Below are 25666 nucleotides of genomic sequence, written 5' to 3'. Positions count from 1 at the left end.
CAGATAGGCTATTCCTCGCAAATCACCCGAGGAGGATCGTGGACCTGGCTGATCAGGGCGACGCGTTCGCCGCCTTCTGGCGGGAGCGGCACGTGTGCACGCTCTCCACCGCCCGCCCCGGAGGCGGCCCGCCGCACGTGGTGCCGGTCGGGGCGACGCTGGACGTGGCGGCCGGAGTCGCCCGCGTGATCACCTCGGGCACCTCGGCCAAGGCCAGGCTCATCGCCGCCTGCGACGGCGCCCCGGTGGCGCTCTGCCAGGTGGACGGGCGCCGCTGGTCCACGCTGGAGGGGCGGGCGGTGGTGCGTACCGAGCCGGAGCAGATCGCCGACGCCGAGCTGAGATACGCGGCCCGCTATAAACCGCCCCGCCTCAACCCCGCCCGGGTGGTCATCGAGATCCACGTCAGCCGCGTGCTGGGCAACGTGTGATCACCGTCGTCGGCATCGGCGCGGACGGCTGGACCGGCCTGCCGGAGGCGTCGCGGCACGCGTTGGAGACGGCCGAGGTCGTCATGGGCGGCCCACGGCAGCTCGACCTGCTGCCGGCCCACCTCACGGCCGAGCGCGTGGCCTGGCCATCGCCGCTGCTGCCCGCGCTGCCCGCGCTCATGGACGGGCACGCGGGGCGCGAGGTGTCCGTGCTGGCCAGCGGCGATCCCATGTTCCACGGCATCGGCTCCACCCTGGTCGGGCTGCTGGGCGCGGCGCGCGTACGGGTGCTGCCGCACGTGTCGTCGGTGTCGCTGGCCTGCGCGCGGCTCGGCTGGCCGGTCGAGCGGGTGGAGGTGGTCAGCCTGGTCGGCCGCCCGCCGCAGACGCTGAACGCCGCCGTGCTCCCCGGGCGGCGCGTCATCGTGCTCGGCGCGGGCCGCGAGGCGCCGTCCCTGGTCGCCGGGCTGCTGGCCGGGCAGGGGTACGGTCCCAGCCCGATCACCGTGCTGTCCGACCTGGGCGCGGACACCGAGACCGCGCAGCGGGGCACGGCCGAGACCTGGAACGAGCCCGCCGCTTCCGCCCTGCACGTGATCGCCGTCGAATGCGTCGCGGGGCCGGAGGCCGAGCCGCTGGCCCGCGTGCCCGGACTGCCCGACTCGGCGTACGAGCACGACGGCCAGCTCACCAAGCGGGAGGTCCGCGCGGTCACCCTGGCGCGGCTCGCCCCGATCCCCGGCGAGCTGCTGTGGGACGTGGGCGCGGGCGCGGGCAGCATCGCCATCGAATGGATGCGCAGCCACCCGTCGTGCGCCGCCGTGGCCGTCGAGCACCGCGCCGACCGCGCCGCCGCGCTCCGGCGCAACGCCGACCGGCTCGGCGTGCCGTCGCTGCGCGTCGTCGAGGGCAGGGCCCCGGCCGCGCTGGACGGCCTGCCCGCGCCGGACGCGGTGTTCGTCGGCGGCGGCCTCACCACGCCCGGCCTGCTCGAACACTGCTGGGAACGGCTCGGCCCCGGCGGCAGGCTGGTCGCGAACGCCGTCACGCTGGAGTCGGAGTCCGTCATCGCCCAGTGGTACGGCAGGCTCGGCGGCGACCTGGTGCGCCTGGCCGTGCAGCGGGCCTCGCCGGTCGGCGGCTTCACCGGGTGGCGGGCCGCCATGCCCATCACCGTCTGGTCACTGACCAGGAAGGACGTCCCCAAGTGACCGTGTACTTCATCGGCGCGGGACCCGGCGCCGCCGACCTGATCACGCTGCGCGGGCTGCGGCGGCTGGAGTCGTCGCCGGTGTGCCTGTACGCGGGCTCGCTGGTGCCCCGCGAACTGCTCGACTCCTGCCCGCCGGGGGCCAGGCTGGTGGACACCGCCAACCTGACCCTCGACGAGATCGTCGCGGAGTTCGCCGCCGCGCACCGCGACGGGCTCGACGTCGCGCGGCTGCATTCCGGCGACCCGTCCGTCTTCAGCGCCGTGGCCGAGCAGATGCGGCGGCTGGACGCGCTCGGGGTGCCGTACGAGGTCGTGCCCGGGGTACCGGCCTTCGCGGCGGCTGCGGCGTCGCTGCGCAGGGAGCTGACCGTGCCAGGCGTCGGCCAGACGATCATCCTGACCAGGACCTCCGCCCGCGCCACGCCCATGCCGGACGGCGAGGACCTGACGACCCTGGGCGCGGGCCGGGCCACGATGGTGCTGCACCTGGCCGTGCAGCGGATCGACGCGGTGGTGGCCGAACTGCTGCCCTCCTACGGCGCCGACTGCCCGGTCGCGGTGGTGGCGCGGGCCAGCAGGGCCGATGAGGTGATCCTGCGCGGGACGCTGGCGGACATCGCGGCGCGGGTGCACGAGGCCGGGGTACGCCGGACCGCCGTGATCGTCGTCGGCCGGGTGTTGTCGGCGTCACAGTTCCCCGACAGCCACCTGTACAGCGCGGCCAGGGAGCGGGCGTGCGACGGAACGTGAGCGGCCGGGGAGTGCGCGTGCGGCGGATCGTGAGCGGCTGGGGGCGGGTGTGCGACGGGTCCTGATTCTGGGTGGTACCGCCGAAGCGCGTGCTCTCGCTGCCGCGCTTGCCGAGGATCCGGGCCTGCACGTGGTGTCGTCGCTGGCCGGGCGGGTGAGCAATCCGCGCCTGCCGGTGGGGCAGGTGCGGGAGGGCGGGTTCGGCGGGGCGGAAGGGCTGGCCGCCTGGCTGGTGGAGGAGCGCATCGACGCGCTGGTGGACGCCACCCACCCGTTCGCCGAGCGGATGACGGCCTCGGCGGTCGCGGCCTCCTCGGCGACCGGGGTCCCGCTGCTGGTGCTGCGGCGTCCCGGGTGGCGCGCGGGAGAGGGCGACTCCTGGCAGCGGGTGGACTCCCTCCAGGCCGCCGTCACCCTGCTCGCCGCCAGAGACCGGCAGAGGGTGTTCCTCACGACCGGGCGCCGGAGCCTGCCGCTGTTCGCCTCACTCCCCGACGTATGGCTGCTGGCCAGGTCGGTGGACCCGCCGGAGCCCCCCGTGCCGCCCAACGCGCACGTACTGCTCGCCCGTGGCCCCTACACCGTCGAGGGCGAACGGGCGCTCATCCGCGAACACCACCTGAACGTGCTGGTCACCAAGGACAGCGGCGGCACCATGACCGCCGCCAAACTCGTCGCCGCCCGCGAGCTCGGCCTACCGGTGATCATGGTGAACCGGCCGCCGCTCCCACCCGGCGCCCATCTGGTGGACGCGGTGGAGGCGGCGGTGGCCTGGGTTCATGATGGGTAACGGCGCGGGGTGAAGACCAGGCCGCGATCGGTGACCCGGGTGGCCGAGGAGCCGACGATCAGCAGGCAGCGCATGTCCACCTGCCCCGGGTCCAGCTCGTCGAGCGTCGTGACGGTGACGCTCTCCTGCTCGCCGCCGACGTCCCGGCCGATCACCACGGGCGTGCCGGGCTCACGGTGTTCGAGCAGCAGGTCGCGGGCCGCGCCGAGCTGCCACGTACGGCTGCGCGAGGCCGGATTGTAGATCGCCAGCACCAGATCCGCCCCGGCCGCCGCCGCGAGCCGGCCGGCCACCACCTCCCACGGCTTGAGCAGGTCGGACAGCGAGATCACGCAGTAGTCGTGACCCAGCGGCGCGCCCACCCGGCTCGCCACCGCCTGCGCCGCCGTCAGCCCAGGCACGACGCGCACCGGCACGCCAGGGAAGTCGGCCGCCGCCTCCATCACCGCGCTGGCCATCGCGAACACGCCCGGATCCCCGGACGACACCACCGCCACCCGCGCGCCGTCGCGGGCCAGTTCCAGCGCGTGCCGGGCGCGTTCCCCCTCGACCCGGTTGTCGGTACGGTGGCGGCGCTGGCGCGGGTTCGGCGCCACCCGGTCCACGTACGGGCCGTACCCGACGAGGTCGGTGGCGGCGGCCAGCGCCTCCTGGGCCTCGGGCGTCAGCCACGGCCGCCCCGCCGGCCCGAGCCCCACCACGGCGACCTCGCCCCGCGGCTCCGTCTCGGGGGCCGGAGGCACGAACGTGCGCTCGGCCGGGCTGGTGAGCAGGGCCAGCGAGAAGTACGGCACGCCGTCGGCGTCCACGTCCTTGAGCGGCGCGACCCGTTCCGTGCCCATGGTGGCGCGCTCGACGTACCAGGCGTCGTCCAGCCGCCCGGCCTCGGCGAGCGCGTCGCGTACCTTCTCGAACGTCCTGCCCAGCTTCAGCACCGCCGCCGAGTCGGTGCCGCGCAGCCGGTCGGCGAGCACGTCGGCGGGCAGCGTGCCGGGCAGCACGGTCAGCACCTCCTCCCGCTCCACCAGCGGACGGCCGAGCACGGCCGAGGCGGCGCTGACCGAGGTGACGCCGGGCACCACCTCGGTCGGGTAGCGGTGGGCGAGCCGCTTGTGCATGTGCATGTACGACCCGTAGAACAGCGGGTCGCCCTCGGCCAGCACCACCACGGTCCTGCCCGCGTCCAGGTGCACGGCCAGCCGCTGCGCGCAGTCGGCGTAGAAGTCGTCGAGCGCGCCCTGGTAGCCGCCGGGGTGGTCGGTGGTCTCCGTGGTCAGCGGGTACAGCAGCAACTCCTCGATCTGCCCCTCCCGCATGTACGGCAGCGCGATCGAACGCGCGATGCTGCGGCCGTGCCTGGCGGCGTGGTACGCGATCACGTCGGCCTCGCCGATCAGTCTGGCGGTCTTGACCGTGACCAGCTCGGGGTCACCGGGACCGAGGCCGACCCCGTACAGGCGTCCCTTCATCGTCCTCACTCCCTCTCGCTCGCGATGGCGTTGACCGCCGCCGCCGTCATCGCACTGCCGCCGCGACGGCCGTGCACCACCAGGTGTTCCAGATCGCTGTCCGCCAGCGCCCGCTTCGACTCGGCCGCGCCGATGAACCCCACCGGGATGCCGAGCACCGCCGCCGGCCTGCCCGCCCCCTCTTCGACCAGCTCCAGCAGCCGGAACAGCGCGGTCGGCGCGTTGCCGATCGCCACCACCGCGCCGTCGAGGCGGTCGCGCCACAACTCCATGGCCGCGGCGCTGCGGGTGGTGCCCAGGCGTTCGGCCAGTTCGGGTACGCGCGGGTCGTTCAGCGTGCACAACACCTCGTTGGCGGCGGGCAGCCTGCTCCTGGTCACGCCGGAGGCCACCATCATGGCGTCGCACAACACGGGCGCGCCCTTCCCGAGAGCCTCACGAGCCCGTACGACCACGCCGGGTGACCAGGCCAGGTCGGTGACCAGGTCGGTCATGCCACAGGAGTGGATCATCCGCACCGCGACCTGGGCCACGTCGGGCGGCAGGCCCGTGAGGTCGGTCTCGGCGCGGATGGTCGCGAACGAGCGCCGGTAGATCTCGGCGCCGTCGCGGATGTAGTCGGTCACTGGTGCCCTTCTCGTTGGCCGCGGCTCTCGTCGGCCGCCGCCGATGGCGGTTGTCATCGGGGTTCTCGCCGGTGGCTGTTCTCGGTCGCCGGCGTCATCGGGTTTCCCGCCGGTGGCTGTCCTCGGCTGCTGGTGTCATGGGGTTTCCTGCCGGTAGCCGTCGCCGGTGGCGATCATCTGGACGACCTGGCCGCGTGGCAGGCCGCAACGCCGTTCGCAACCGGCCCAGTGGACGGGTGTCCCGGGGGCCCGGTCCTGGTCCTCGACCCAGCGGCGCGCGTCGGCCCGCACGTCCGCCAGCGCCTTCGCACAACCTGGGCTTCCGGTGCAGGACGTGACCCCGGCCCAGGGGGAGTCGGGGTCGGTGATGAGGCCGGCGTCGGTGAGCGTGCGTTCCGCGCGGTCCGCGTCGGCGGGCGACAGGTCCAGCACCACCGCCGTCCGCCACGGGGTGAGCCGCACGACGGGACCGCAGCCGGCGAGGGCCCGCGCCTGACCGGGGGACAACCTGCCCAGCGGCACCAGCACCTCCAGCGCCACCCGCCCGTCCTGCTGCACCACCCGCCCGGCACGCGGCCGGGCCGGGCCGCTCACCCGCCCGCCCGAGCCGGCCCCGGTAGCCGCGCCGATGCCCAGGCGGGCGGTGATGCGGGCGGGGCCGTTGTCGAGCTCGTGGATGCGCCAGGCCGCGGCCTCGCCGTCGGGCGCGTCGGCGTGGCGCTCGTCGAGGAACGCCTCGGCGGCTGCCAGCATCAGCGCGACCGCCGCGTCCGCCCGCGTGACGAGCCCGGTGTCCTCCCCGGCCAGGAGCAACCGTCCCTGCCCAGCCGGGGAGGAGAGGTCCGCAGTACCGGCCGTGGAGGCGACACCCACAGCGCCGGCCGGGGAGGCGAGGTCCGCAGCGCCGGCCGCGAAGGTGACGTCCGCGCCGAGGGGGGTCGTGTCCCCCGTGCCGTCGTCCAGGGCGAACAGGAAGCGTCCCGGCAACTCGGCCAGCCGAGGGCGCGAGCACAGCCCCGCGTCGAGCGCCTCCACGAGCGGCTGCACGTCCAGCGTGCCCCCGGCCTCGCGCCCGCTCAGTGGCGAGGCGACGATGTTACGCACCCGTTCGTGGGCGGCCGACGGCAGCAGCCCGGCGGCGGCCATCCGGGTGGCGAAGGCGGCGGGCGAGCGCAGCCCCCGCACCTGTACGTTGGCCCGCGAGGTCAACTCGATCACCCCGGAACCGAGCGAATCCGCGCAGGCCGCGAGCTCGCGGAGCTGGGAGGTGGTCACCGCGCCGCCCGGAAGCCGGATCCGCGCCAGGGCGCCGTCGGCGGCCTCGTGCACCTGCAGCGCGCCCGGACAGGCGTCGGGACGCACGCGTACGGAAAGGTCACCTTTGGCCACGAAGAGGATGGTAACGCCAGTTTTGCGGAGGCCGCTCTTGCCGTAGTCTCCTGGTAGACGATGGCTGAGTGAGGAAGCCGGTGCGAAACCGGCGCGGTCCCGCCACTGTGACCGGGGAGCGAACCCCACCGCAGGCCACTGCCCGGCAACGGGTGGGAAGGCCGGGGTGAGCGCTGATCCGGGAGCCAGGAGACTCCTGCCGTCGCGTCACCCGCGACCGGGGCGAGGACCCCGAGGGAGGAATGCGCCTTGCCTGGCGACAGCCACACCGTTCCGCTGCCCTCCGACGAGAGCACGGGCTCCGATGAGAGCTCACGCTCCGACGAGAGCCTGCGCCCCGGCGAGAGCTCACGCTCCGACGAGAGCCTGCGCTCCGGCGAGGGTTCGGACGGGCGTACCGTTCTGCTGCTTTCGACGTCCGACACCGACCTGCTGAGCGCTCGCGCGAGCGCACCCGGATACCGGCTGGGCAACCCCGCCAGGCTGGGCCCGGAGGACCTGCCCGCGCTGCTCGAAGGCGTCGACCTGGTCGTCGTGCGCCTGCTCGGCGGCCGTCGCGCCTGGGAGGAGGGGCTCGACGCGCTGCTGGCCGGCCCGCGCCCGGTCGTGGTGCTGGGCGGGGAGCAGGCGCCGGACGCCGAGCTGATGGAGCTGTCCACGGTCAGTTCGGGCGTCTGCGCGCAGGCCCACGCCTACCTGGCGCACGGCGGGCCCGCCAACCTGACCGAGTTGCACGCCTTCCTGTCCGACACCGTGCTGCTGACCGGGCACGGGTTCGCGCCGCCCGTACAGGCTCCGTCGTGGGGGCCGCTGGAGCGGGAGGCCAGGTCCGGCGGCGGGCCGGTGGTGGGCGTCCTGTACTACCGCGCACATCACATGGCGGGCAACACCGCGTTCGTCGAGGCGCTCTGCACGGCCGTCGAGGACGCGGGCGGCCGGGCGCTGCCGATCTTCTGCTCGTCGCTGCGCACCGCCGAGCCCGAACTGCTCGACGCACTGCGTGCCGCCGACGCGCTGGTGGTGACGGTGCTGGCGGCCGGGGGCGCGCGCCCCGCCACCGCCGGCGCGGGCGGCGACGACGAGGCGTGGGACGTGGGCGCGCTGGCCGCGCTCGACGTGCCCATCCTGCAAGGGCTCTGCCTGACCACCAGCAGGCAGGCGTGGGAGGAGAACGACGACGGCCTGTCGCCGCTGGACGCCGCCTCCCAGGTGGCCATCCCCGAGTTCGACGGGCGCATCATCACGGTGCCGTTCTCGTTCAAGGAGATCGACGAGGACGGGCTGACCGTCTACGCCGCCGACCCCGAGCGGGCGGCCCGGGTGGCGGGCATCGCGGTACGGCACGGCCTGCTGCGCCACGTCCCGCCCGCCGAGCGGCGCCTGGTCGTGATGTTGTCGGCGTACCCGACCAAGCACTCCCGCATCGGCAACGCCGTCGGCCTGGACACCCCCGTCAGCACCGTACGGCTGCTGGCCAGGCTCGCCGAGGCCGGCTACGACCTGGGCGACGGCTTCCCCGGCGTGGCCGGGCAGGACGGCGACGCGCTCATCCACGCGCTGATCGCCGCCGGCGGCCAGGACCAGGACTGGCTGACCGAGGAGCACCTGGCGGGCAATCCGGTACGGATCTCCGCCGCCTCCTACGAGAGCTGGTACCGGACGCTGCCGGAGGACCTGCGCGCCGGGATGGAGCGGCACTGGGGGCCGCCGCCCGGCGAGCTGTTCGTGCACGAGGGCGACATCGTGCTGGCCGCGCTGCGCGCCGGGAACGTGGTCGTGATGGTGCAGCCGCCGCGCGGCTTCGGCGAGAACCCGATCGCCATCTACCACGACCCCGACCTGCCGCCCAGCCACCACTACCTGGCCGCCTACCGCTGGTTGTCGGCCGAGTTCGGCGCGCACGCGATGGTGCACGTCGGCAAGCACGGCAACCTGGAGTGGCTGCCGGGCAAGGCGGCGGGCATGTCGGCCGCGTGCGCCACCGACGCGGCGATCGGCGACCTGCCGCTGGTCTACCCGTTCCTGGTCAACGACCCGGGGGAGGGTACGCAGGCCAAGCGGCGGGCGCACGCCGTGCTGGTGGACCACATGGTGCCGCCGATGGCCCGCGCCGAGACGTACGGCGACATCGCCCGGCTGGAACAACTCCTCGACGAGCACGCCACGATCGCCGCCATGGACCCGGCCAAGCTGCCCGCCATCCGCGCGCAGATCTGGACGCTGATCCAGGCCGCCCGGCTCGACCACGACCTGGGGCTGGCCGACCGGCCGCACGACAGCGAGTTCGACGACTTCATCCTGCACGTGGACGGCTGGTTGTGCGAGGTGAAGGACGCGCAGATCCGCGACGGGCTGCATGTCCTCGGGCAGGCGCCGTCCGGGCAGGTGCGGGTGGACCTCGTGCTGGCCATGTTGCGGGCCCGGCAGTTGTGGGCGGGCCGCGAGACGCTGCCCGGCCTGCGCGAGGCCCTCGGCCTGGCCGAGGACGGCACGGCGGGGCTGGGGGAGGTGGACAGGGCCGAGGCGCTGGCCCGCGCTCTGGCGGCGGGCATGGAGGAACGCGACTGGGCGGCGGACGCGGCGGCCGGGGTGGCCAGGGCAGTGCTCGGCGAATCCCACGAGGATCGCGAGGTTCTCAGCGAACCCCGCGAGGATCGCGAGGGGCAGGGGGAACCTCACGACGAGCGGGTGGACCTGGTCACGCGCATCCTCACCTTCGCCGCCACTGAGATGGTGCCGCGCCTGGCCCGTACCACCGACGAACTCGACCACCTCCTGCACGCCCTGGACGGCGGCTTCGTCCCGGCAGGGCCGAGCGGATCGCCCCTGCGCGGCCTGGTCAACGTGCTGCCGACGGGCCGCAACTTCTACTCCGTGGACCCCAGGGCGGTGCCCAGCAGACTGGCCTGGGAGACCGGGCAGGCGATGGCCGAGTCGCTGCTGGAGCGCTACCGGGCCGACACGGGGGAGTGGCCGCGTTCGGTGGGGCTGTCCGTCTGGGGCACCAGTGCCATGCGCACGGCGGGCGACGACGTGGCCGAGGTGCTCGCGCTGCTCGGTGTCCGCCCCGAATGGGACGAGGCGTCCCGCCGGGTCACCCGCCTGGAGCCGATCCCGCTCGCCGAGCTGGCCAGGCCCAGGATCGACGTGACGGTACGCATCAGCGGCTTCTTCCGCGACGCCTTCCCGCACGTGGTGGCGATGCTGGACGACGCCGTACGCCTGGTCGCCGGCCTGGACGAGCCGCACGAGGACAACTACGTCCGTGCCCACGTCGCCGCGACCGCCGGTGACGAGCGCCGGGCCACCATGCGGATCTTCGGTTCGGCGCCCGGCGCGTACGGTGCCGGGCTGCTGCCGCTGATCGACAACCGGAGCTGGCGCGACGACGCTGACCTGGCCGAGGTGTACGCGGTGTGGGGCGGCTTCGCCTACGGCCGCGACCTGGACGGCGTGGCCGCGCGCCCGCAGATGGAGGACGCCTACCGCCGGATCGCGGTGGCCGCCAAGAACGTGGACAGCCGCGAGCACGACATCGCCGACTCCGACGACTACTTCCAGTACCACGGCGGCATGGTCGCCACCGTCCGCGCCCTCACCGGCAAGGCCCCGGCCGCCTACATCGGCGACAGCACCCGCCCGGACGCCGTACGTACCAGGACGTTGTCGGAGGAGACCTCACGGATCTTCCGCGCCAGGGTCGTCAACCCGCGCTGGCTGGCCGCGATGCGGCGGCACGGCTACAAGGGCGCGTTCGAGCTGGCCGCGACCGTGGACTACCTGTTCGGTTACGACGCGACCACCGGCGTGGTGGCCGACTGGATGTACGACAAGCTGACCGAGACGTACGTGCTGGACCCCGAGAACCAGGCGTTCATGGCCGAGTCCAACCCGTGGGCGCTGCACGGGATGGCCGAACGCCTCCTTGAGGCGGCCGAGCGCGGCATGTGGGAGCACCCCGACCCCGACGTGCTGCGCGGGCTGCGGGAGGTCTACCTCAAGACGGAAGGCGATCTGGAGGACGACACCAGCCGCTGAGCCGTCTCGGGCCTGCCCGCCCAGTGCAGGTGCAGGTACGAGGCCGTCACCAGGGCGTCGCCGTACCCGTCCGAGCCGCCGTCCCAGCGGAACAGCGGCCCGGACCGGTAGGCGACGGTGGTCCGGTGGAACTCGTGGCCCCGGTAGCGCTCGCCCGGCCTGGTCAGCGGCGAGTGGCCGACCGCGACGGCCTCCCGGTAGCCGAGCGTGAGCCGGGAGGTCATCGACGCGCGTCCCGGCACGCGCCCGCACATGGGCCGGCCGTCCAGCTCTTCGCACAGGTACAGCAATCCGGCGCATTCCGCCGCGATCGGCCCGGCGAAGGCCGCCACCTCGGCGCGCAGCGGCTCGTTCGCGGCCAGTTCCGCGGCGTACACCTCGGGGAAGCCGCCGCCGATCACGAGCCCGCCGGTGCCTTCCGGCAGGCGTTCGTCGCGCAGCGGGTCGAAGGTCACGACCTCCGCGCCGGCCGCGCGCAGCAACTCCACGTGCTCGGCGTACCCGAACGTGAACGCCGCCCCACCCGCCACCGCCACCACCGGCCGCTCCACCTGAACCGGCCGCTCCTCTGGGTGCCAGGGGGTCGCGTCGAGTGGGGGAGCCGGGTTGGTCGGGTCCCAGGGGGTGCCGTCGAGCGGGGGAGCCGAGGCGGCCAGTCGCAGCAGGGCGTCGAGGTCGCAGGAGCGGGACACCAGCGCGGCCAGCCGCTCCACCGCCGCCACCGCCTCGCCCTTCCGCTCGGCCGCCGGCACCAGCCCCAGATGCCGGGACGGCGTGACCACGGCCTCGTCCCGCCGGATCGCCCCCAGCACCGGCACGCCCGCCTCGGCCAGCGCCGCCCGGCACAACTCCTCGTGCCGGTCCGACCCGACCCGGTTCAGTACGACACCGCCCACCCGCACCCGCGCGTCGAACGTGGCGAACCCGTGCACCACCGCCGCCACCGACCTGCTCTGCCGCGCCGCGTCCACCACCAGCACCACGGGCGCGTCCAGCAGCCTGGCGACGTGCGCGGTCGAGGCGAAATCGCTCTCCCCGCGCCCGTCGAACAGCCCCATCACGCCCTCGACGACCGCGACGTCGCACCCCGCCGCGCCGTGCAGGAACAGCGGCGCCACCCGCTCCTCACCCTGCAGCCACGGGTCCAGGTTGCGCCCGGGACGGCCGGTGGCCAGCGCGTGGTAGCCGGGGTCGATGTAGTCGGGCCCCACCTTGTGCGGGGAGATCCGCAGGCCACGCGCCCGCAGCGCCGCCATCAGCCCGGTGGCCACCGTCGTCTTGCCGCTCCCCGACGAGGGCGCGGCGATGACCAGGCGGGGAATCACCACTCGATGCCCTTCTGGCCCTTCTGCCCGGCGTCCATGGGATGGCGTACCTTGCCCATCTCCGTCACCAGATCGGCGGCCTCGATCAGCCGCTTGGGCGCGTCCCTCCCGGTGATCACCACATGCTGGTTGCCCGGCCGCCCCGTGAGCGCCGCCAGCACGTCGTCCAGGTCCAGCCACCCCCACTTCAGCGGGTAGGTGAATTCGTCCAGCACGTAGAACCGGTACGTCTCGGCCGCCAGATCCCGCTTGATCTGCTCCCACCCCTCGCGGGCGTCGGCCGCGTGATCCTCCTCGGTGCCCGGCCGCTGGATCCACGACCAGCCCTCACCCATCTTGTGCCAGGTCACCGGCCCGCCCTCGCCGCTGTCGCCGAGGACCCGCAGCGCCCGTTCCTCCCCGATGCGCCACTTGGCCGACTTCACGAACTGGAACACGCCGACGGGCCATCCCTGGTTCCAGGCCCGCAGCGCCATGCCGAAGGCGGCCGTTGACTTGCCCTTCCCCGGCCCTGTGTGCACCATGAGCAGCGGCCTGGTGCGGCGCTGCCGGGTGGTGAGCCCGTCCTCGGGCACCACGGCGGGCTTCCCCTGCGGCATGATCAACTCGCCTTTCTGTAGTCACGCACGACCGACCCGAGGTCGGCCAGCCCATCGAGCGGTACGAGCCGCGCCCGCAACCGCGCCGCCAGCCGTACCGCCAGACCGAGCCGCACGGGCCCGCTCTCGCAGTCCACGACCACCACGGCGGTGCCCTCCAGCAGGGCGGCGGCCCGGTCCACGTCGCCGCCCGCCGTGGCGCGGCCGTCGGTCACCAGCACCAGCAGGGGCCGCCTGGCCGGGTCGCGCAGCCGTTCGACGCGCAGCACCTCCGCCGCCCGTACCAGTCCGGCCGCCAGCGGCGTGCGCCCGCCGGTCGCCAGCGTGCGCAGCCGGGCCGCGCCCGCCTCCACCGACGAGGTCGGCGGCAGCGCCACCTCCGCGCCCGAGCCCCTGAACGTGACCAGCCCCACCTTGTCGCGCCGCTGGTAGGCGTCGAGCAGCAGGCTGAGCACGGCCGTCTTGACGGCGGTCATCCGCTTGCGGGCCGCCATCGAGCCGCTCGCGTCCACCGCGAACAGCACCAGATTGCCCTCCCTGCCCTCACGGACCACCTCACGCAGATCGTCCCCGCGCAGCACCAGCCCGGGTCCGCGCCGCCCGCGCTCCCTCTGGTACGGGGCCGCCGCCCGGATCGTGGCCCCCAGGTGCAGGTCGTGCACGCGTCCTGACGGGCGGCGCGCGCCGGTGCCCTTGCCGTGCGCCGTCCGTGACCGCGACCGCCGCCCCGTGGCCCCCTCACCGATCCCCGGCACCTCCAGCAACGGCACCCGGTACGGCCGCGCCACCCCGGCCACCCGCAGGGCACCGTCCCGCGTGGCGTCCCCGGATTCCCCGGATTCCCCGGCCTCCTCGGCCGACGACTCCTGCCCAGCCCCGTCCTGCGCCCCCGCCCCGGGCGGCACCCGCCCGCCGGGCTGGTCATCCTGGCCGTCGCGGGCGCCGTCGTCGGAGAGCCGCTCGTCGTGCCGGTCATCGTGTGGGCCGTGCGAGTCGTGTGGCCCGCCACCGTCGGACGGGGATCCGTCTGCCGACGGCCCATCATGCGGTGACCCGTCAGGCGAGGACCCATCAGGTGAGGACCCATCCGGCGGTGATCCGTCCGGCCCGGAGGTCCCTGGCCGCTCGTCGTCCGGGTCGTCGTCCGGGTCGTCATCGCCCGACGTGCGCTCCAGCAACTCCTCCAGCAGTTCCTCATCCAGCCCAGGTGCGTCGAACGGATCCCGCCGCCGCCGATGCGGCAGCGACAACCGGGCCGCCGCCCGTACGTCATCGGTGGTGACCCGATCCCGTCCCTGCCAGGCGGCATGGGCGATGGCGGCGTTCGCCGTGACCAGGTCGGCCCGCAACCCGTCCACCTCGAACGCCGCGCACACCGTCGCGATCTGCCGCAGCCGCGCGTCGGGCAGCCGGACGCCGGGCACCCGCCTCCTGGCCTCGGCGATCCGGGCGGCCAGCGCCGCCTCCTCCCGCGCCCACCGGGCCGCGAACGCCTCGGCGTCGGCGTCGAAGGCCAGCCGCCGCCGCACCACCTCGGCCCGTTCGGCGGGCTCCCGGGACGCCTTGACCTCGACGGTCAGCCCGAACCTGTCGAGCAACTGCGGGCGCAGCTCGCCCTCCTCCGGGTTCATGGTGCCCACGAGCAGGAAACGGGCGGCGTGCCGGACGGAGACGGACTCGCGTTCGACGTAGCACATGCCCAGCGCGGCGGCGTCGAGCAGCAGATCGACGAGGTGGTCGTGAAGGAGGTTCACCTCATCCACGTACAACACGCCGCGATGGGCGGCGGCCAGCAGGCCGGGCTCGAACGCCTTGACCCCCTCCGTCAGCGCCCGCTCCACGTCGAGCGAGCCGACCAGCCGGTCCTCCGACGCGCCGACCGGCAGTTCGACCAGCGTGGCGGAACGGATGATGCCCTCGGCGCCGGGCTCGTGCGGGCCGTCGGGGCACTCGGCGGCGGGCGCGGCGGGATCGCAGGCGAAACGGCAGCCGGGCACCACGTCCACGGCGGGCAACTGGGCCGCCAGCGCCCGTACGATCGTGGACTTGGCCGTGCCCTTCTCCCCGCGTACGAGCACCCCGCCGACCCTGGGTGAGACGGCGTTCAGCACCAGCGCCAGCTTCAGGTCGGTGAGGCCGACGACGGCGCTGAACGGATAGGTGACGATCAAAACTCAGACCTTTCGGTTGACATGCGCGACCCGCCAGCCGTCTCGCGTGGCGGTCAGCTCGGTGGTGGACAGGGGCGCGAGGTCGAAGCGGGCGGCGGCCGGGGGATCCAGCCGGAGCGCGTGCCCGAGCGCCGCCCTGATGGTTCCCACGTCACAGACGGCGACCACCTCCTGGGTCTGGTACGCGCCACGCCCGTCGTGCGTTTCGCGCCAGCCGGGTCCGTCGCGCAGGGCTCCGCCGCGCAGGGAGTCCAGCCAGGCCGCCACCCGCGCGGCATGCGCGGCCGGGCTCTCACCGCCGTGCGGCGCCGAGCGCGGGTCGGCCGGCCAGTTCGCCAGCGCCTCCGGCTCCTCCCGCGCCACCCGCTCGTACGGCAGCCCCCGCCACCGGCCGCAGTCCGCCTCCCCGAGCGCCACGCATACACGCGGCTCCGGGCAGCCGAGGGCGATCGCGGTCTGCCGCGCGGCCCGCGCCGGAGCCGTGAACACCAAACGCGAATCCACGGCCACACCCCCGGCCCGTTCCGTCAAAGGGCCGGGGGCTCGGTGCCGCTCGGAAAGCAGCCCCCCAAGGGTGGCGGCGGCCCTGGTCAGGGACGCGGAGTCGGCCTCGTCGCCGTCATCGGGGAAGCACGCCGCGCGCATCCCCGCCGTCGTGGCGTGCCGGACGAACAACACTCCGATCAACTCGGCGATCAGCCCGGCGACGGCGCGGCGGCGGGCCCGGGAGCCGGTACGGACGCCGCTCGCCGGGCGGCCCGGTCGCTCACCCAGCCGAACAACACACCGAAGGCCGTCCAGAAGACGAGTTGCGTGCCGATCGAGGCGATCCGGAACTCCCACAGCAGCGTGGCGGGGAAGCCGTCGGGCACCTCGTCGATCGCGGGCAGCAACGACCACGCCGCGACCACCGGAACGAGGAAGGCGACCGCCGACCAGACCCAACGGGCCCACGGATCCTTCGTGGAGACCCGCCGGGCCGTCGCCACCGCGATCGCCGTCGCGGCCAGCCCGACGAGGACCATCACCACGTACAACAGCGTGCGGCCGCCGATCGTGTCCGGGTCGCCCACGGCCGGAGGATTAGCCGGATATTTCAGGAAAGGGACGAGGACAACCGCGCCGAACACCGCCGTCGCGGCGGCCAGCGCCAGAGGACCGTCCGAACGTGGCCCGACCCGCCCGCGCAGGCCCGCGAACACGAGCGCGAAGACCCCGCCCATGGCGAGCCCGTACAGGCCGGTCGCCAGGAAGAGCCCGGCCTTCTGCGCCGGCCTGCTCACCTCGGCCTCCTCACCGTGCGAGTGCGCCGCTTCTCCGCCGTCCGCGGGCGCCGCCCCTTCAGCCTCAGTGTCCTGGGCGGCGGCCGCCTCTTCGAGGGCGATCGCGCTGTCGACGTGCGGCTCCCCATAGAGGAAGGCGAAGCCGCCCGCGAGCAATCCGGCCAGCAGGCCCACCAGCAGGCCCCTGACCAGCAGGGTGCGTACCATGCCGGGCTCTAGTGGCAGGGCACGCCGAGCAGGTGCCGCCCGTCGTGCATCAACTCGTGCAGGAAGGTGCCCGTCTGCGAGACGGCGCCGTTGTCCATCAGGACGAGATACGCGACGAGCAACAGCAGCGGCACGGCCAGCAGCCAGGGGCGCAGGCGCGGAAAGGGAATCACGGAAGGAGTGGTGAGCCCACTCATGGAACCTCCTCAGGGTTGTCGCGTCCCATGTCGTGAGGTCACGGTCGCCAAGCGACCTGGCTCCCGGGATCTACGTCCCGGATACAGTGGCGCGTCCGCACCGGCATCTCACCGGATTTCCCTTGGACAACCGTGAAATCTACCGGAACGTATCCTTTCATCCGGTTCGAGTCAACAGCGGGAACGGCCCCTTATCAATCGGGCATCCCGGCGGCGGAGAGCATACGATGCAACCGTTTGCGGCCCTGATCCTGGTCAGATGTCCCGGAAGCATCTAGATCACTGCAACTGGTTGATTTATGCTCCGGATGTTCCGAGCCGGGTAGGGAGCCGCCCCATGCTGAGCCGTCGTGACGCCATGCGAGTCGTGGCGATGTCCGCCGTTGCCGTTCCGGTGCTCAGCACGGGAACGGCGCACGCCTCACCGGTGCCGCCGGCAGGGGGCGATCCGTGGGGGCTGGCCAACCTGATCGCGGCGCGGGTACGTCCGCCGAGATTTCCCCGCCGGCGGTTCGACATCAGGAAGTACGGCGCGGTCGGGGACGGGGTCACCGACTGCACGGCGGCCATCCGCGCCGCGATCAGGGCGTGCCATGCGGCGGGCGGCGGGCATGTGGACGTGCCCGAGGGGCGGTACCCGACCGGGGCCATCCACCTGCTGAGCAACGTGGACCTGCATGTCGGGGAGGGTGCCAGGCTGCTGTTCAGCACCGATCCGAAGGCGTACCTGCCGCTGGTGCTGACCAGGTTCGAGGGCGTCGAACTCTACAACTACTCGCCGCTGATCTACGCCTACGGCCAGCGGAACATCGCGGTGACCGGGTCGGGGGTGCTCGACGGGCAGGCCGACCAGGATCACTGGTGGCCGTGGAAGGGTTCGGGCGACGACGGCTGGGAGCCGGGCGAGCCGCACCAGGCCGCGGCGCGGACCGCGCTGTTCGCGCAGGCAGAGCAGGGGGTGCCGGTCGAGAAGCGGTTGTACGGCGAGGGCGGCTACCTGCGCCCGTCCTTCATCCAGCCCTACCGGTGCCAGAACGTGCTCATCGAGGGCGTCACCATCGTCGCCTCGCCGATGTGGGAGATCCACCCCACGCTGTCGCAGAACGTGCTCGTCCAGGGCGTCACGGTCCAGACGCACGGCCCGAACAACGACGGCTGCAACCCCGAGTCCAGCAAGATGGTGGTCATCCGCGACTGCACGTTCGACACCGGCGACGACTGCATCGCCATCAAGTCGGGCCGCAACGCCGACGGCCGCCGGGTCAACGTGCCCAGCGAGTACATCCTCGTCGAGGGCTGCACCTTCCGTGAGGGGCACGGCGGCATGACGATCGGCAGCGAGATGTCCGGCGGCGTGCGCCAGGTCTTCATCAGGGACTGCTCGATGTCCAGCCCCAACCTCGACATCGCGCTGCGCTTCAAGACGAACTCCGTGCGCGGCGGCTTCATCGAGGGCTTCCACGCCAGGGACCTGGAGATCGGCCAGGTCGGCGGCTCGGTCATCGACATCAACTTCAACTACGAGGAAGGGCCGGGACACGGGTTCAACCCCGTGGTCGGCGGGATCGACGTGCGGAACATGACCGTGAGCACCGCCAACCGGGCGCTCAACCTGCGCGGGTACGCCGACGCGCCGATCCGTGACGTCACGCTGACCGACGTGAACTTCGGCACGACCGCGACGCCCGTCCGGGTCGAGCACGTCGAGAACCTGGTGCTCAAGAACGTCCTGGCCAACGGGGAACCGCTGATCGTGCCCTGATCCGCGCTCGTTCCTTCGCCGCCCGCGATCATCGCGGGCGGCGTTGTGCTGTTCTCGCAATATTTCGGCGTGTAGGTGAAAATTTCATATCTCCCTTTCCGGGTGCACACGCAGGTGGGGCCGCCGGTCAGGGAGAAGGCTTTGCCGGGATCTTCACAGCCGGGTTCGGAGCGTTGACAACCCCGCGCAATGCGCCCGATACTTTCGCCACCGCACCGATACTTTCATTGTCGAGAACCTCTCGTTTCACGCTGGTCGCCCCCTGTCAGCCTCGCGAGGAGGAAGCACGCACATGAATTACTGGAAAGGCCGGAGACAGCTCATCGGCCGTGCCTGCGCCGTCGTCGCGGCGCTGGCCCTGACCCTGGCGATGCCCGGCATCGCGCACGCCGCCATCACCACCAACCAGACCGGCAACAACAACGGCTACTTCTACTCCTTCTGGACCGACAGCCAGGGCACGGTCTCGATGGAGCTGGGGTCCGGCGGCAACTACAGCACCTCGTGGCGCAACACCGGCAACTTCGTCGCGGGCAAGGGCTGGAACCCCGGCGGACGCAGGACCGTCACCTACTCGGGCAGCTTCAACCCGTCAGGCAACTCGTACCTGACCCTGTACGGCTGGACGAGGAACCCGCTGATCGAGTACTACATCGTCGACAACTGGGGCACCTACCGGCCCACGGGCACGTTCATGGGCACGGTCAGCAGTGACGGCGGCACGTACGACATCTACAAGACGACCCGCTACAACGCCCCCTCCATCGAGGGCACCAGGACCTTCGACCAGTACTGGAGTGTCCGGCAGTCCAAGAAGACCGGCGGCACCATCAGCGCCGGCACCCACTTCGACGCCTGGGCCAGTAAGGGCATGAACCTGGGCAACCACGACTACATGATCATGGCCACCGAGGGCTACCAGAGCAGCGGCAGCTCCAACATCACCATCGGAGGTTCCGGTGGCGGTGGCGGAGGTGGCGGTGGTGGTGGCGGAGGTGGCGGTTGCACCGCGACGCTCTCCGCAGGTCAGCAGTGGAGCGACCGGTACAACCTCAACGTCTCGGTCAGCGGCTCCAGCAACTGGACCGTGACGATGAACGTGCCGTCGCCCGCGAAGATCCTGTCCACGTGGAACATCAGCGCCAGCTATCCCAGCGCCCAGACCCTGACCGCCAGGCCCAACGGCAACGGCAACAACTGGGGCGTTACCGTCCAGCACAACGGCAACTACACCTGGCCGACGGTCTCCTGCAGCGGAGGCTGACCGGCAGACGGCTCCAGCGGGCGCGGCGGCTCTCCGGCCGCCGCGCCCGCTCGTGCGCTCGGCGGGCCTTCCGGTCCGCGCTCGTGCGCTTGGCGGGGCCTCCCGGCCCGCGCTCATGTGCTTGGCCGGGCTTCCCGGCCCGCTCGTGCGCTCGCTCAGCGGCGGTGGGTGGCGTCGCTGCGGTAGTCGGTGTACGTGTACGGGTTGTCGAGGATCTTGGTCGCGGGCACGTCCGGGTTCATGCCCTTCTCCCACGCCTCCTCGCCCATCTCCCCCTTCAGGTGCTCGATCGTCCGCTCGATCCCGGCCCGCGCCGCGCCCAGGTCGATGCCGACGAGGCGGTGCTCGTGCTTGACCACCCGCCCGTTGACCAGCACGGTGTGCACGTCGCCGCGCTGCGCCTGGAACGCGACGTGGCCGAACGGGTTGAGCAGCGGGAACGACACCGGTGACGCGTCGTTCTTGATGAGCACCAGGTCGGCCTTCTTGCCGGGCTCGACGGTGCCGAGGTCGTCGCGGCCGATGGCCTGCGCGCCGCCCCGGGTGGCCCAGTCCACGACCTGGTCGGCGCGGAGGGCGCAGTGCGTGACCGTGTCGCCCTTGGAGTGCGACTCCAGGTGCTCGCGCGAGCGGTCCGCGCCGAGCGTCGAGCGCATGGCGGAGAACAGGTCGCCGCTCCACCAGACGCTGGTGTCCATGGACAGCGAGACCGGGATGCCGTGCGAGCGGATCGCCCAGGTGGGCGGGTAGCCCTGGCCGGCGCTCTGCTCGCTCTCGGTGGAGACCGAGATCGAGCCGCCGGTCGCCGCGATGCGGTGGTAGGAGTCGGCCGACAACGAGGCGGCGTGCACGTAGATGGTGCCGGGGCTCATGTAGCCGTGCTCGTACATCAGCCGGATGCCGTCGTCGCTGGTGGCGCCCCAGACGCCGGCGTGCGTGGTGACGGTCACGCCGAGGTCGCGGGCGACCTCGAACGCGGGCTGCTCGGGGAAGGACGGGTCGCCGAGCACGTCGAAGGCGATCTGGAAGCCGAGCAGGTCGTCGCCGGTGATCCGGCGGCGCACGAAGTCGCGGAACTCCGGCGCGGTGGCCCACTCGGCGGGAGGTTGCTGGATGTTGCCGTACGCCAGCACGTACCGGCCCGGCACGCCCTGCAGCGCGTCGGCGGCGGCGTCGGCGTGGTCGGGAGTGCGCAGGCCGTGCGACCAGTCCACGACGGTCGTGACTCCGGCGTCCAGGGCCTCGATCGCGGCCAGCGTGTTGCCCGCGTGCACGTCCTCGGGCCGGAACAGCTTGCCGTACTCCAGGTAGAACCAGACGAAGTACTGGGTGAGGGTCCAGTCGGCGCCGTAGCCGCGCAGCGCGGTCTGCCACATGTGCCGGTGGGTGTCGATCATGCCGGGCATGACGATGCCGCCGGTGGCGTCGATCTCGGCGGTGCCCTCGGGCACGTCCAGCGAGGGGCCGACGGCGCTGATCCGGTCGCCGGCGACGAAGACGTCCGTGCCGGGCAGCACCCGACGGCCGTCCATGGGCAGTACGGTGCCGCCGCGCAGCACGACGGGGCGTCCTGCCCCGAACTCGGTCGGCTGGCTCATGGGTCGGCCCTCCTCAAGGCACGGGGGTGGGCGAACGGTTGTCCGCTGCGCGGTCAGCCATTCGCCGTAACTCTACGATCGGCGGGATTGCTGTCAAGAGGCTGCCCTGCCCCGTGGACTTCATGTCCCAGAAGTAGCAGGATGTGTCCCAAGTCACTCGCGGACGACTGTCCGTATGGCGAACGGAAAGGGAGCCGGATGACCGAAGACGACGTGCCGAACGGGCGGGCGGAGAACGGACCGCTGTCCGGCGTGCTGGTGGCGGACTTCTCCCGGGTGCTGGCCGGGCCGTACGCCACCATGCTGCTGGCCGACCTGGGCGCCGACGTCGTCAAGGTCGAAGGGCACAAGGGGGACGACACCCGTGGCTGGACCCCGCCGGTGCGGGGTGAGACGTCCACCTACTATCTCGGCGTCAACCGGGGCAAGCGCTCGATCGCCCTGGACCTGCGCGACGAGGACGACGCGGCGGCGGCCAGGGAACTGGCCAGGCGCGCGGACGTGCTCATCGAGAACTTCCGGCCCGGCGGGCTGGCCAAGTACGGCCTCGACTTCGCCGCCGTCCGCGCCGCCAACCCCGGCATCGTGTACGCCTCCATCAGCGGCTTCGGCTCCGGGGCCGGGGCGCGGGTGCCCGGCTATGACCTGATGGTGCAGGCCATGTCCGGGCTGATGAGCCTGACGGGCGACCCGGACGGGCCGCCGTACCGGGCCGGGATCTCGGTGTTCGACGTGATGGCGGGCAACCACGCCGTGATCGGCGTGCTGGCCGCGCTGCGGCACCGCGAGGCCACGGGGCGGGGGCAGCACGTCGAGGTGAACCTGCTGTCGTCGGCGCTGACGGGCCTGGTCAACCACAGTTCCGCGTACGTGGCGGGCGGCGTGGTGCCCTACCGGATGGGCAACGCGCACCCGAGCGTGTTCCCGTACGAGCCGCTGCCCACCGCCGACAACGACCTCATCGTCACCGCCGCGAACGACGCCCAGTTCCGCAAGTTGTGCGAGGTGCTCGGCATCCCCGAGATCGCCGACGACCCGCGCTACGCCCGCAACGCCGGCCGTACCGCGCACCGCGACGAGTTGCGGCCGATCCTCGTCGAGCGGCTGGCCCTGCGTGGCGCGGTCGAGTGGTTCGACCTGCTGGTGGAGGCCGGGGTGCCGAGCGGGCCGATCAACACGATCGACGGCGGGTTCGAGATGGCCGAGCGGTTCGGGCTGGAGCCCGTCGTCGAGGTGGGCGAGGGGGAGCGGGCGGTGCCGACGACGCGGAACCCGATCAGGTTCTCCGAGACGCCGGTCGGTTATACGCTGCCGCCACCGGAGCTCGACGAACACGGCACGGAACTGCGCAAGTGGCTGGCCGGCCCTGACAAGGGGGAGCGGGCGTGACCGAACCGGAGCCTGAGGCGTCTCCGCGCGACCATCTCACGGAGCCTGCGGTGTCCCCGCCTCGCGGCCATCTCGCGGAGCCGCAGGGGTCTCCGCGCGAATATCCGACCGCGCTCGGGGCGTCCACGCGGGAGACGATCACCCTGCTCGGGCACGACCTGGCGCGTGACGTGATGGGCGAGGTCGGCTTCGGTGAGCTGGCGTTCTGGCTGGCCGCGCAGCGCCGTCCGTCGCCCGGCGAGGCGCGCGTGTTCGAGGCCGTGCTGGCCGCGCTGGCCGATCACGGGTTCACGCCGACCGCGATCGTGACGCGGCTGACGTACCTGTCGGCGCCGGACTCCGTACAGGGGGCGCTGGCGGCCGGGCTGCTCGGCGGCGGCTCGCGCTTCCTCGGCGTCACCGAGGACTGCGGCAGGTTCCTGCACGAGACACTGGCCGGCGGCGACCCGCTCCCATGCGACGAGGCCGCCTGGGACGCGCTCGCCCTGGAGACCGTACGCGCCCGCCGCGAACGGAACGAGCTGATCCCCGGACTCGGCCACCACGTGCACAAGGACGGCGACCCGCGCACGGACCGGCTGTTCGAGATCGCCGGCGAGGAAGGGCTGCACGGGCCGCACCTGGAGCTGTTCGCCGCCATCGGCCGCGTGCACCCCCAGGTGCTGGGCCGGACCCTGCCGCTCAACGGGGCCGGCGTGTGCGGGGCCGCGCTGGCCGACCTCGGCCTGCCGCTGGAACTGCTGCGCGCCTTCGCGCTGCTGGCCAGGACCGCCGGCCTGATCGGGCAGCTGGCCGAGGAGCTGCGGCGGCCGGTGGCCAACGAGATCTTCCTGTCCGTGGACCGGGGCAACCGGTCCATCCCGCCCGAGCCGTACTCAGATGGAGGTCTGCATGGCTGAGCTCGTCGCGGTCATCGCGTCCACCCACCATCCCTTCTACTACCGCGCCTCCACCTCGACCGGCGAGGAGCGCCCGCCGTTCGCCGACGAATGGGTGCGCAAGGTCGAGGCGTTCCGCGAGACCCTCACCAGGGCCAGGCCCGACGTGCTGGTCATGGTCGGCTCCGACCACTTCCACCAGCTCTGGCTGGACAACATGCCGCAGTTCCTGGTCGGCAAGGCGCCCTACTACGACGCGAACTTCTACAACGAGGAACGCGAGTTCGGCCTGCCCCGCATGCTCTTCCAAGGGGACGAGGACCTGTCGGCCCACATCCTGCGCGGCGGCCTGGACCTCGGCTTCGACCTGGCCTTCTCCAACGAGCTGCGGATCGACCACTCGATCACGTGCCCGATCATCACCCTGCGCCCCCAGAACGACCTGCCGATCGTCCCCGTCTACACCAACATCTTCGCCCCGCCCCTGCCGCGCCCCGGCCGTTTCGTCCAGTTAGGACGGGCCATCCGCGAGCTGGTCGAGTCGTGGCCGGATGACCGGCGGGTGGCGGTCATCGGCACCGGGCACCTGTCGCTCGAACTCGGCGGGCCGCGCCAGTTCGGGCCGCACGGCCCCGACCCCGAGTTCGACCGCAAGGCCGTCGAGTGGATCTCCTCGGGGGACATCGAGGGCAGCCTGGCCGAGGTCACCCTGGACAGCCTGTGGAACCCCGGCAACGCCACCCACGGCTTCATGGACTTCATGCTGATGATGGGGGTCGCGGGCGAGGGGCGTAAGGCCGACTACGTCGACACCTACGACCTGTTCCACACCATGGAGGCGTACTTCACCTGGTACCCGAACGGAGGCGGCCGCTCGTGAGCAAGTACCTGCTCAACAAGTTCCTGTTCACCGTCGATCGCGACCCCGAGCTGGTCGAACGCTACCGCTCCGAGCCGCGCGCCACCGTGGAGTGGTGGGAGTCGCAGTACGCCAACCGCGTGCTCGGCTGCCACGCCGGCGAGTCGTCCACGTGGCTGCGCTTCGACGACACCGAGCGCGAGGCGCTGGCCGCGCACGACTATCCCCGGCTGTTCGAGCTGGGGGCGCATCCGTTCCTGACGCTGACGTTGTTCATCGCGATGTTCGAGCGCGACTATGCCGAGCCGCTGGGGTTCCAGCTTGAGTACGCTCGCAGGCTCTCCCACCACAGCCTGCCTTATCCGGACATCGCCACCTGATGCGCGCCGCCCAGATCTCCGCCTGCGGGTTGCCGCCCGTGCCGGCCGACCGCCCCGAGCCCGCCCCGGAAGCCGGCTGGGAGCCGGTGCGGGTGCTCGCCGCCCCGATCACGCCGCTGGACCTGCTGTGCGCGGGCGGGGCGTCGTATTTCGGGGCGCCCGCCGTGCCGTACGTGCCCGGTGTCCAGGGGGTCGGGCAGGCGGGCGGGCGGCTCGTGTGGTTCCCGACCTCCGCCGGGATGGCGCCTGGGGACGGCAGCATGGCCGAAGTGGCGTCGGCGCGTTGCGAGGACCTGGTGGAGCTGCCCGCCGGGGCCGATCCGGTCGCCGTGGCCGCGCTCGGGCTGTCGGCGGTGGCCGCGTACATGGCGCTGACCTGGCGCGGTGAGCTCGCGGCCGGGGAACAGGTGATCGTGCTGGGCGCCGGTGGAGTGGTCGGGCAGTCCGCCGTCCAGCTCGCCCGCCTGGCCGGCGCCCGCCGCGTCATCGCGGCGGCCCGCTCCGCCACCGGCCGGGCCCGCGCCGAACAGGCGGGCGCGGACGCCGTCGTGGCACTCGGGACGGACGGCGGGTCGCTTGGCGCGGACGGCGGGTCGCGTGGCGTGAGTGGCGGGTCGCGTGGCGCGGACGCGGAACTCGGGGCGGACGACGTGGCCGGGCTGGCGGCGCGGTTGTCTGCCGCCTGCGATGGGCCGGCCGACCTGGTGCTCGACCCGCTCTACGGGGTCCCCGCCGCGGCGGCGGCCCGGGTCCTGCGGCCCGGTGGGCGGCTGGTGAACCTGGGCGGCTCTGCCGGGGAGACCTCCCCGCTGGACTCCTCGACGCTGCGCAGCCGGTCGCTGCGGGTGCTCGGCTACACCAACAACGAGCTCAGCCGGGAGCAGCGGGCCACCGCGATGGGCAAGGTGGCGGAGCTGGCGGCGAAGGGGGAGCTGAGCGTGGCACACGAAGCGGTGCCGCTGGCGGAGATCGCCTCAGCCTGGAACCGCCAGTCCACCGGCACCACCTCCGGCCGCCTCGTCGTGACACCGTAAGTCGCGACACCGTA

The 25666-nt window shown here is 72.9% G+C and carries 22 protein-coding genes and 2 riboswitches; of the genes, 12 read left to right on the top strand and 10 right to left on the bottom strand.

Features of this window, described 5'->3' with window-relative positions; translation table 11 throughout:
• The first annotated feature begins 38 nt into the window (after window positions 1-38).
• Genes AB0I81_RS42735 through AB0I81_RS42720 form a run of 4 tightly spaced genes read left to right on the top strand, consistent with a single transcriptional unit; the run spans window position 39 to window position 3184 of the window.
• Complete coding sequence (locus tag AB0I81_RS42735; protein WP_360669982.1) at window positions 39-431, top strand: pyridoxamine 5'-phosphate oxidase family protein; 393 nt, start codon at window positions 39-41, stop codon at window positions 429-431.
• Window positions 428-1642 carry a precorrin-6y C5,15-methyltransferase (decarboxylating) subunit CbiE gene (gene cbiE, locus AB0I81_RS42730; RefSeq protein WP_360669980.1) on the top strand — a complete coding sequence of 405 codons (1215 nt, stop codon included), beginning with the start codon at window positions 428-430 and terminating at the stop codon, window positions 1640-1642. The genes AB0I81_RS42735 and cbiE overlap by 4 nt, the downstream gene beginning before the upstream one ends.
• Window positions 1639-2394, top strand: a complete 756-nt coding sequence (gene cobM / locus AB0I81_RS42725; protein WP_360669977.1) for a precorrin-4 C(11)-methyltransferase — start codon at window positions 1639-1641, stop codon at window positions 2392-2394. The genes cbiE and cobM overlap by 4 nt, the downstream gene beginning before the upstream one ends.
• A gap of 49 nt (window positions 2395-2443) precedes the next feature.
• A complete protein-coding gene (locus AB0I81_RS42720; protein ID WP_360669974.1) occupies window positions 2444-3184 on the top strand; it encodes a cobalt-precorrin-6A reductase in 741 nt (246 codons plus the stop codon).
• Here AB0I81_RS42720 and cobJ read toward each other — a convergent pair.
• From cobJ to cobG, 3 genes are all read right to left on the bottom strand, one after another.
• Window positions 3172-4653, bottom strand: a complete 1482-nt coding sequence (cobJ, locus tag AB0I81_RS42715) for a precorrin-3B C(17)-methyltransferase (RefSeq protein ID WP_360669972.1) — start codon at window positions 4651-4653, stop codon at window positions 3172-3174. The genes AB0I81_RS42720 and cobJ overlap by 13 nt on opposite strands.
• A gap of 5 nt (window positions 4654-4658) precedes the next feature.
• A complete protein-coding gene (locus AB0I81_RS42710; protein ID WP_360669970.1) occupies window positions 4659-5279 on the bottom strand; it encodes a precorrin-8X methylmutase in 621 nt (206 codons plus the stop codon).
• A gap of 135 nt (window positions 5280-5414) precedes the next feature.
• Window positions 5415-6668, bottom strand: coding sequence for a precorrin-3B synthase (gene cobG, locus AB0I81_RS42705; protein ID WP_360669967.1), 1254 nt, complete (start codon window positions 6666-6668; stop codon window positions 5415-5417).
• A gap of 38 nt (window positions 6669-6706) precedes the next feature.
• Window positions 6707-6864, top strand: a riboswitch (cobalamin riboswitch).
• Window positions 6865-7034: 170 nt separating this feature from the next.
• Between cobG and cobN the strand changes: the two genes are divergently transcribed.
• Window positions 7035-10706 carry a cobaltochelatase subunit CobN gene (cobN, locus tag AB0I81_RS42700; protein ID WP_360670340.1) on the top strand — a complete coding sequence of 1224 codons (3672 nt, stop codon included), beginning with the start codon at window positions 7035-7037 and terminating at the stop codon, window positions 10704-10706.
• Here cobN and AB0I81_RS42695 read toward each other — a convergent pair.
• Genes AB0I81_RS42695 through AB0I81_RS42670 form a run of 6 tightly spaced genes read right to left on the bottom strand, consistent with a single transcriptional unit; the run spans window position 10661 to window position 16488 of the window.
• Window positions 10661-12031: a cobyrinate a,c-diamide synthase gene (locus AB0I81_RS42695; RefSeq protein WP_360670337.1), complete on the bottom strand. Its 1371-nt coding sequence runs from the start codon at window positions 12029-12031 to the stop codon at window positions 10661-10663. The genes cobN and AB0I81_RS42695 overlap by 46 nt on opposite strands.
• On the bottom strand, window positions 12028-12630 hold the full coding sequence (gene cobO / locus AB0I81_RS42690) for a cob(I)yrinic acid a,c-diamide adenosyltransferase (protein WP_360669964.1): 603 nt from the start codon (window positions 12628-12630) through the stop codon (window positions 12028-12030). The genes AB0I81_RS42695 and cobO overlap by 4 nt, the downstream gene beginning before the upstream one ends.
• Window positions 12631-12632: 2 nt before the next feature.
• On the bottom strand, window positions 12633-14801 hold the full coding sequence (locus tag AB0I81_RS42685) for a VWA domain-containing protein (protein WP_360669961.1): 2169 nt from the start codon (window positions 14799-14801) through the stop codon (window positions 12633-12635).
• A gap of 3 nt (window positions 14802-14804) precedes the next feature.
• Window positions 14805-15479 (bottom strand): histidine phosphatase family protein, encoded by a 675-nt coding sequence (locus tag AB0I81_RS42680; protein WP_360670334.1) that lies wholly within the window; start codon window positions 15477-15479, stop codon window positions 14805-14807.
• A 17-nt stretch (window positions 15480-15496) separates the two neighbouring features.
• The gene (locus tag AB0I81_RS42675; RefSeq protein ID WP_360669959.1) at window positions 15497-16291 is read right to left on the bottom strand and encodes a CbtA family protein; all 795 of its coding nucleotides are present in this window, start codon (window positions 16289-16291) and stop codon (window positions 15497-15499) included.
• Between the two features lie 8 nt (window positions 16292-16299).
• Window positions 16300-16488 (bottom strand): CbtB domain-containing protein, encoded by a 189-nt coding sequence (locus AB0I81_RS42670; protein WP_360669957.1) that lies wholly within the window; start codon window positions 16486-16488, stop codon window positions 16300-16302.
• A gap of 32 nt (window positions 16489-16520) precedes the next feature.
• Window positions 16521-16650: riboswitch (cobalamin riboswitch) on the bottom strand.
• 175 nt (window positions 16651-16825) lie between these two features.
• Here AB0I81_RS42670 and AB0I81_RS42665 point away from each other — a divergent pair.
• The gene (locus AB0I81_RS42665; RefSeq protein WP_360669955.1) at window positions 16826-18250 is read left to right on the top strand and encodes a glycoside hydrolase family 28 protein; all 1425 of its coding nucleotides are present in this window, start codon (window positions 16826-16828) and stop codon (window positions 18248-18250) included.
• 292 nt (window positions 18251-18542) lie between these two features.
• Window positions 18543-19514 carry a glycoside hydrolase family 11 protein gene (locus AB0I81_RS42660; RefSeq protein WP_360669953.1) on the top strand — a complete coding sequence of 324 codons (972 nt, stop codon included), beginning with the start codon at window positions 18543-18545 and terminating at the stop codon, window positions 19512-19514.
• Window positions 19515-19669: 155 nt separating this feature from the next.
• On the opposite strand, the gene AB0I81_RS42655 is transcribed toward AB0I81_RS42660, so the two are convergent.
• Entirely contained in the window at window positions 19670-21112 is a 1443-nt protein-coding gene (locus AB0I81_RS42655) for an amidohydrolase family protein (protein WP_360669950.1), read from the bottom strand.
• A 198-nt stretch (window positions 21113-21310) separates the two neighbouring features.
• Between AB0I81_RS42655 and AB0I81_RS42650 the strand changes: the two genes are divergently transcribed.
• From AB0I81_RS42650 to AB0I81_RS42630, 5 genes are read left to right on the top strand one after another with little or no spacing between them, the layout of a single operon-like run.
• Window positions 21311-22501 (top strand): CoA transferase, encoded by a 1191-nt coding sequence (locus tag AB0I81_RS42650; RefSeq protein WP_360669948.1) that lies wholly within the window; start codon window positions 21311-21313, stop codon window positions 22499-22501.
• Window positions 22502-22551: 50 nt separating this feature from the next.
• Window positions 22552-23400, top strand: coding sequence for a citryl-CoA lyase (locus AB0I81_RS42645; RefSeq protein ID WP_360669945.1), 849 nt, complete (start codon window positions 22552-22554; stop codon window positions 23398-23400).
• Window positions 23393-24259, top strand: a complete 867-nt coding sequence (locus tag AB0I81_RS42640) for an extradiol ring-cleavage dioxygenase (RefSeq protein ID WP_360669942.1) — start codon at window positions 23393-23395, stop codon at window positions 24257-24259. Before AB0I81_RS42645 ends, AB0I81_RS42640 begins: the two co-directional genes overlap by 8 nt.
• Window positions 24256-24618, top strand: coding sequence for a hypothetical protein (locus AB0I81_RS42635; protein ID WP_360669940.1), 363 nt, complete (start codon window positions 24256-24258; stop codon window positions 24616-24618). The genes AB0I81_RS42640 and AB0I81_RS42635 overlap by 4 nt, the downstream gene beginning before the upstream one ends.
• Window positions 24618-25652 carry a zinc-binding dehydrogenase gene (locus AB0I81_RS42630; RefSeq protein ID WP_360669937.1) on the top strand — a complete coding sequence of 345 codons (1035 nt, stop codon included), beginning with the start codon at window positions 24618-24620 and terminating at the stop codon, window positions 25650-25652. Before AB0I81_RS42635 ends, AB0I81_RS42630 begins: the two co-directional genes overlap by 1 nt.
• Window positions 25653-25666: the final 14 nt, after the last annotated feature.

The sequence above is a fragment of the Nonomuraea sp. NPDC050404 genome, from assembly GCF_040655495.1.
Classification (GTDB): Bacteria; Actinomycetota; Actinomycetes; order Streptosporangiales; family Streptosporangiaceae; genus Nonomuraea.
The sequence above is the reverse complement of the archived record's forward strand: the minus strand, read 5'-3'. Positions and strand labels throughout refer to the sequence as shown.

Bases quoted from the DNA above. Each gene is read 5' to 3' on its own strand.
- AB0I81_RS42670 (WP_360669957.1), bottom strand. From the start codon at position 16,488: ATGAGTGGGCTCACCACTCCTTCCGTGATTCCCTTTCCGCGCCTGCGC.
- AB0I81_RS42630 (WP_360669937.1), top strand. From the start codon at position 24,618: ATGCGCGCCGCCCAGATCTCCGCCTGCGGGTTGCCGCCCGTGCCGGCC.
- cobO (WP_360669964.1), bottom strand. From the start codon at position 12,630: ATGCCGCAGGGGAAGCCCGCCGTGGTGCCCGAGGACGGGCTCACCACC.
- AB0I81_RS42660 (WP_360669953.1), top strand. From the start codon at position 18,543: ATGAATTACTGGAAAGGCCGGAGACAGCTCATCGGCCGTGCCTGCGCC.
- AB0I81_RS42640 (WP_360669942.1), top strand. From the start codon at position 23,393: ATGGCTGAGCTCGTCGCGGTCATCGCGTCCACCCACCATCCCTTCTAC.
- AB0I81_RS42655 (WP_360669950.1), bottom strand. From the start codon at position 21,112: ATGAGCCAGCCGACCGAGTTCGGGGCAGGACGCCCCGTCGTGCTGCGC.
- AB0I81_RS42665 (WP_360669955.1), top strand. From the start codon at position 16,826: ATGCTGAGCCGTCGTGACGCCATGCGAGTCGTGGCGATGTCCGCCGTT.
- AB0I81_RS42675 (WP_360669959.1), bottom strand. From the start codon at position 16,291: ATGGTACGCACCCTGCTGGTCAGGGGCCTGCTGGTGGGCCTGCTGGCC.
- AB0I81_RS42650 (WP_360669948.1), top strand. From the start codon at position 21,311: ATGACCGAAGACGACGTGCCGAACGGGCGGGCGGAGAACGGACCGCTG.
- cobJ (WP_360669972.1), bottom strand. From the start codon at position 4,653: ATGAAGGGACGCCTGTACGGGGTCGGCCTCGGTCCCGGTGACCCCGAG.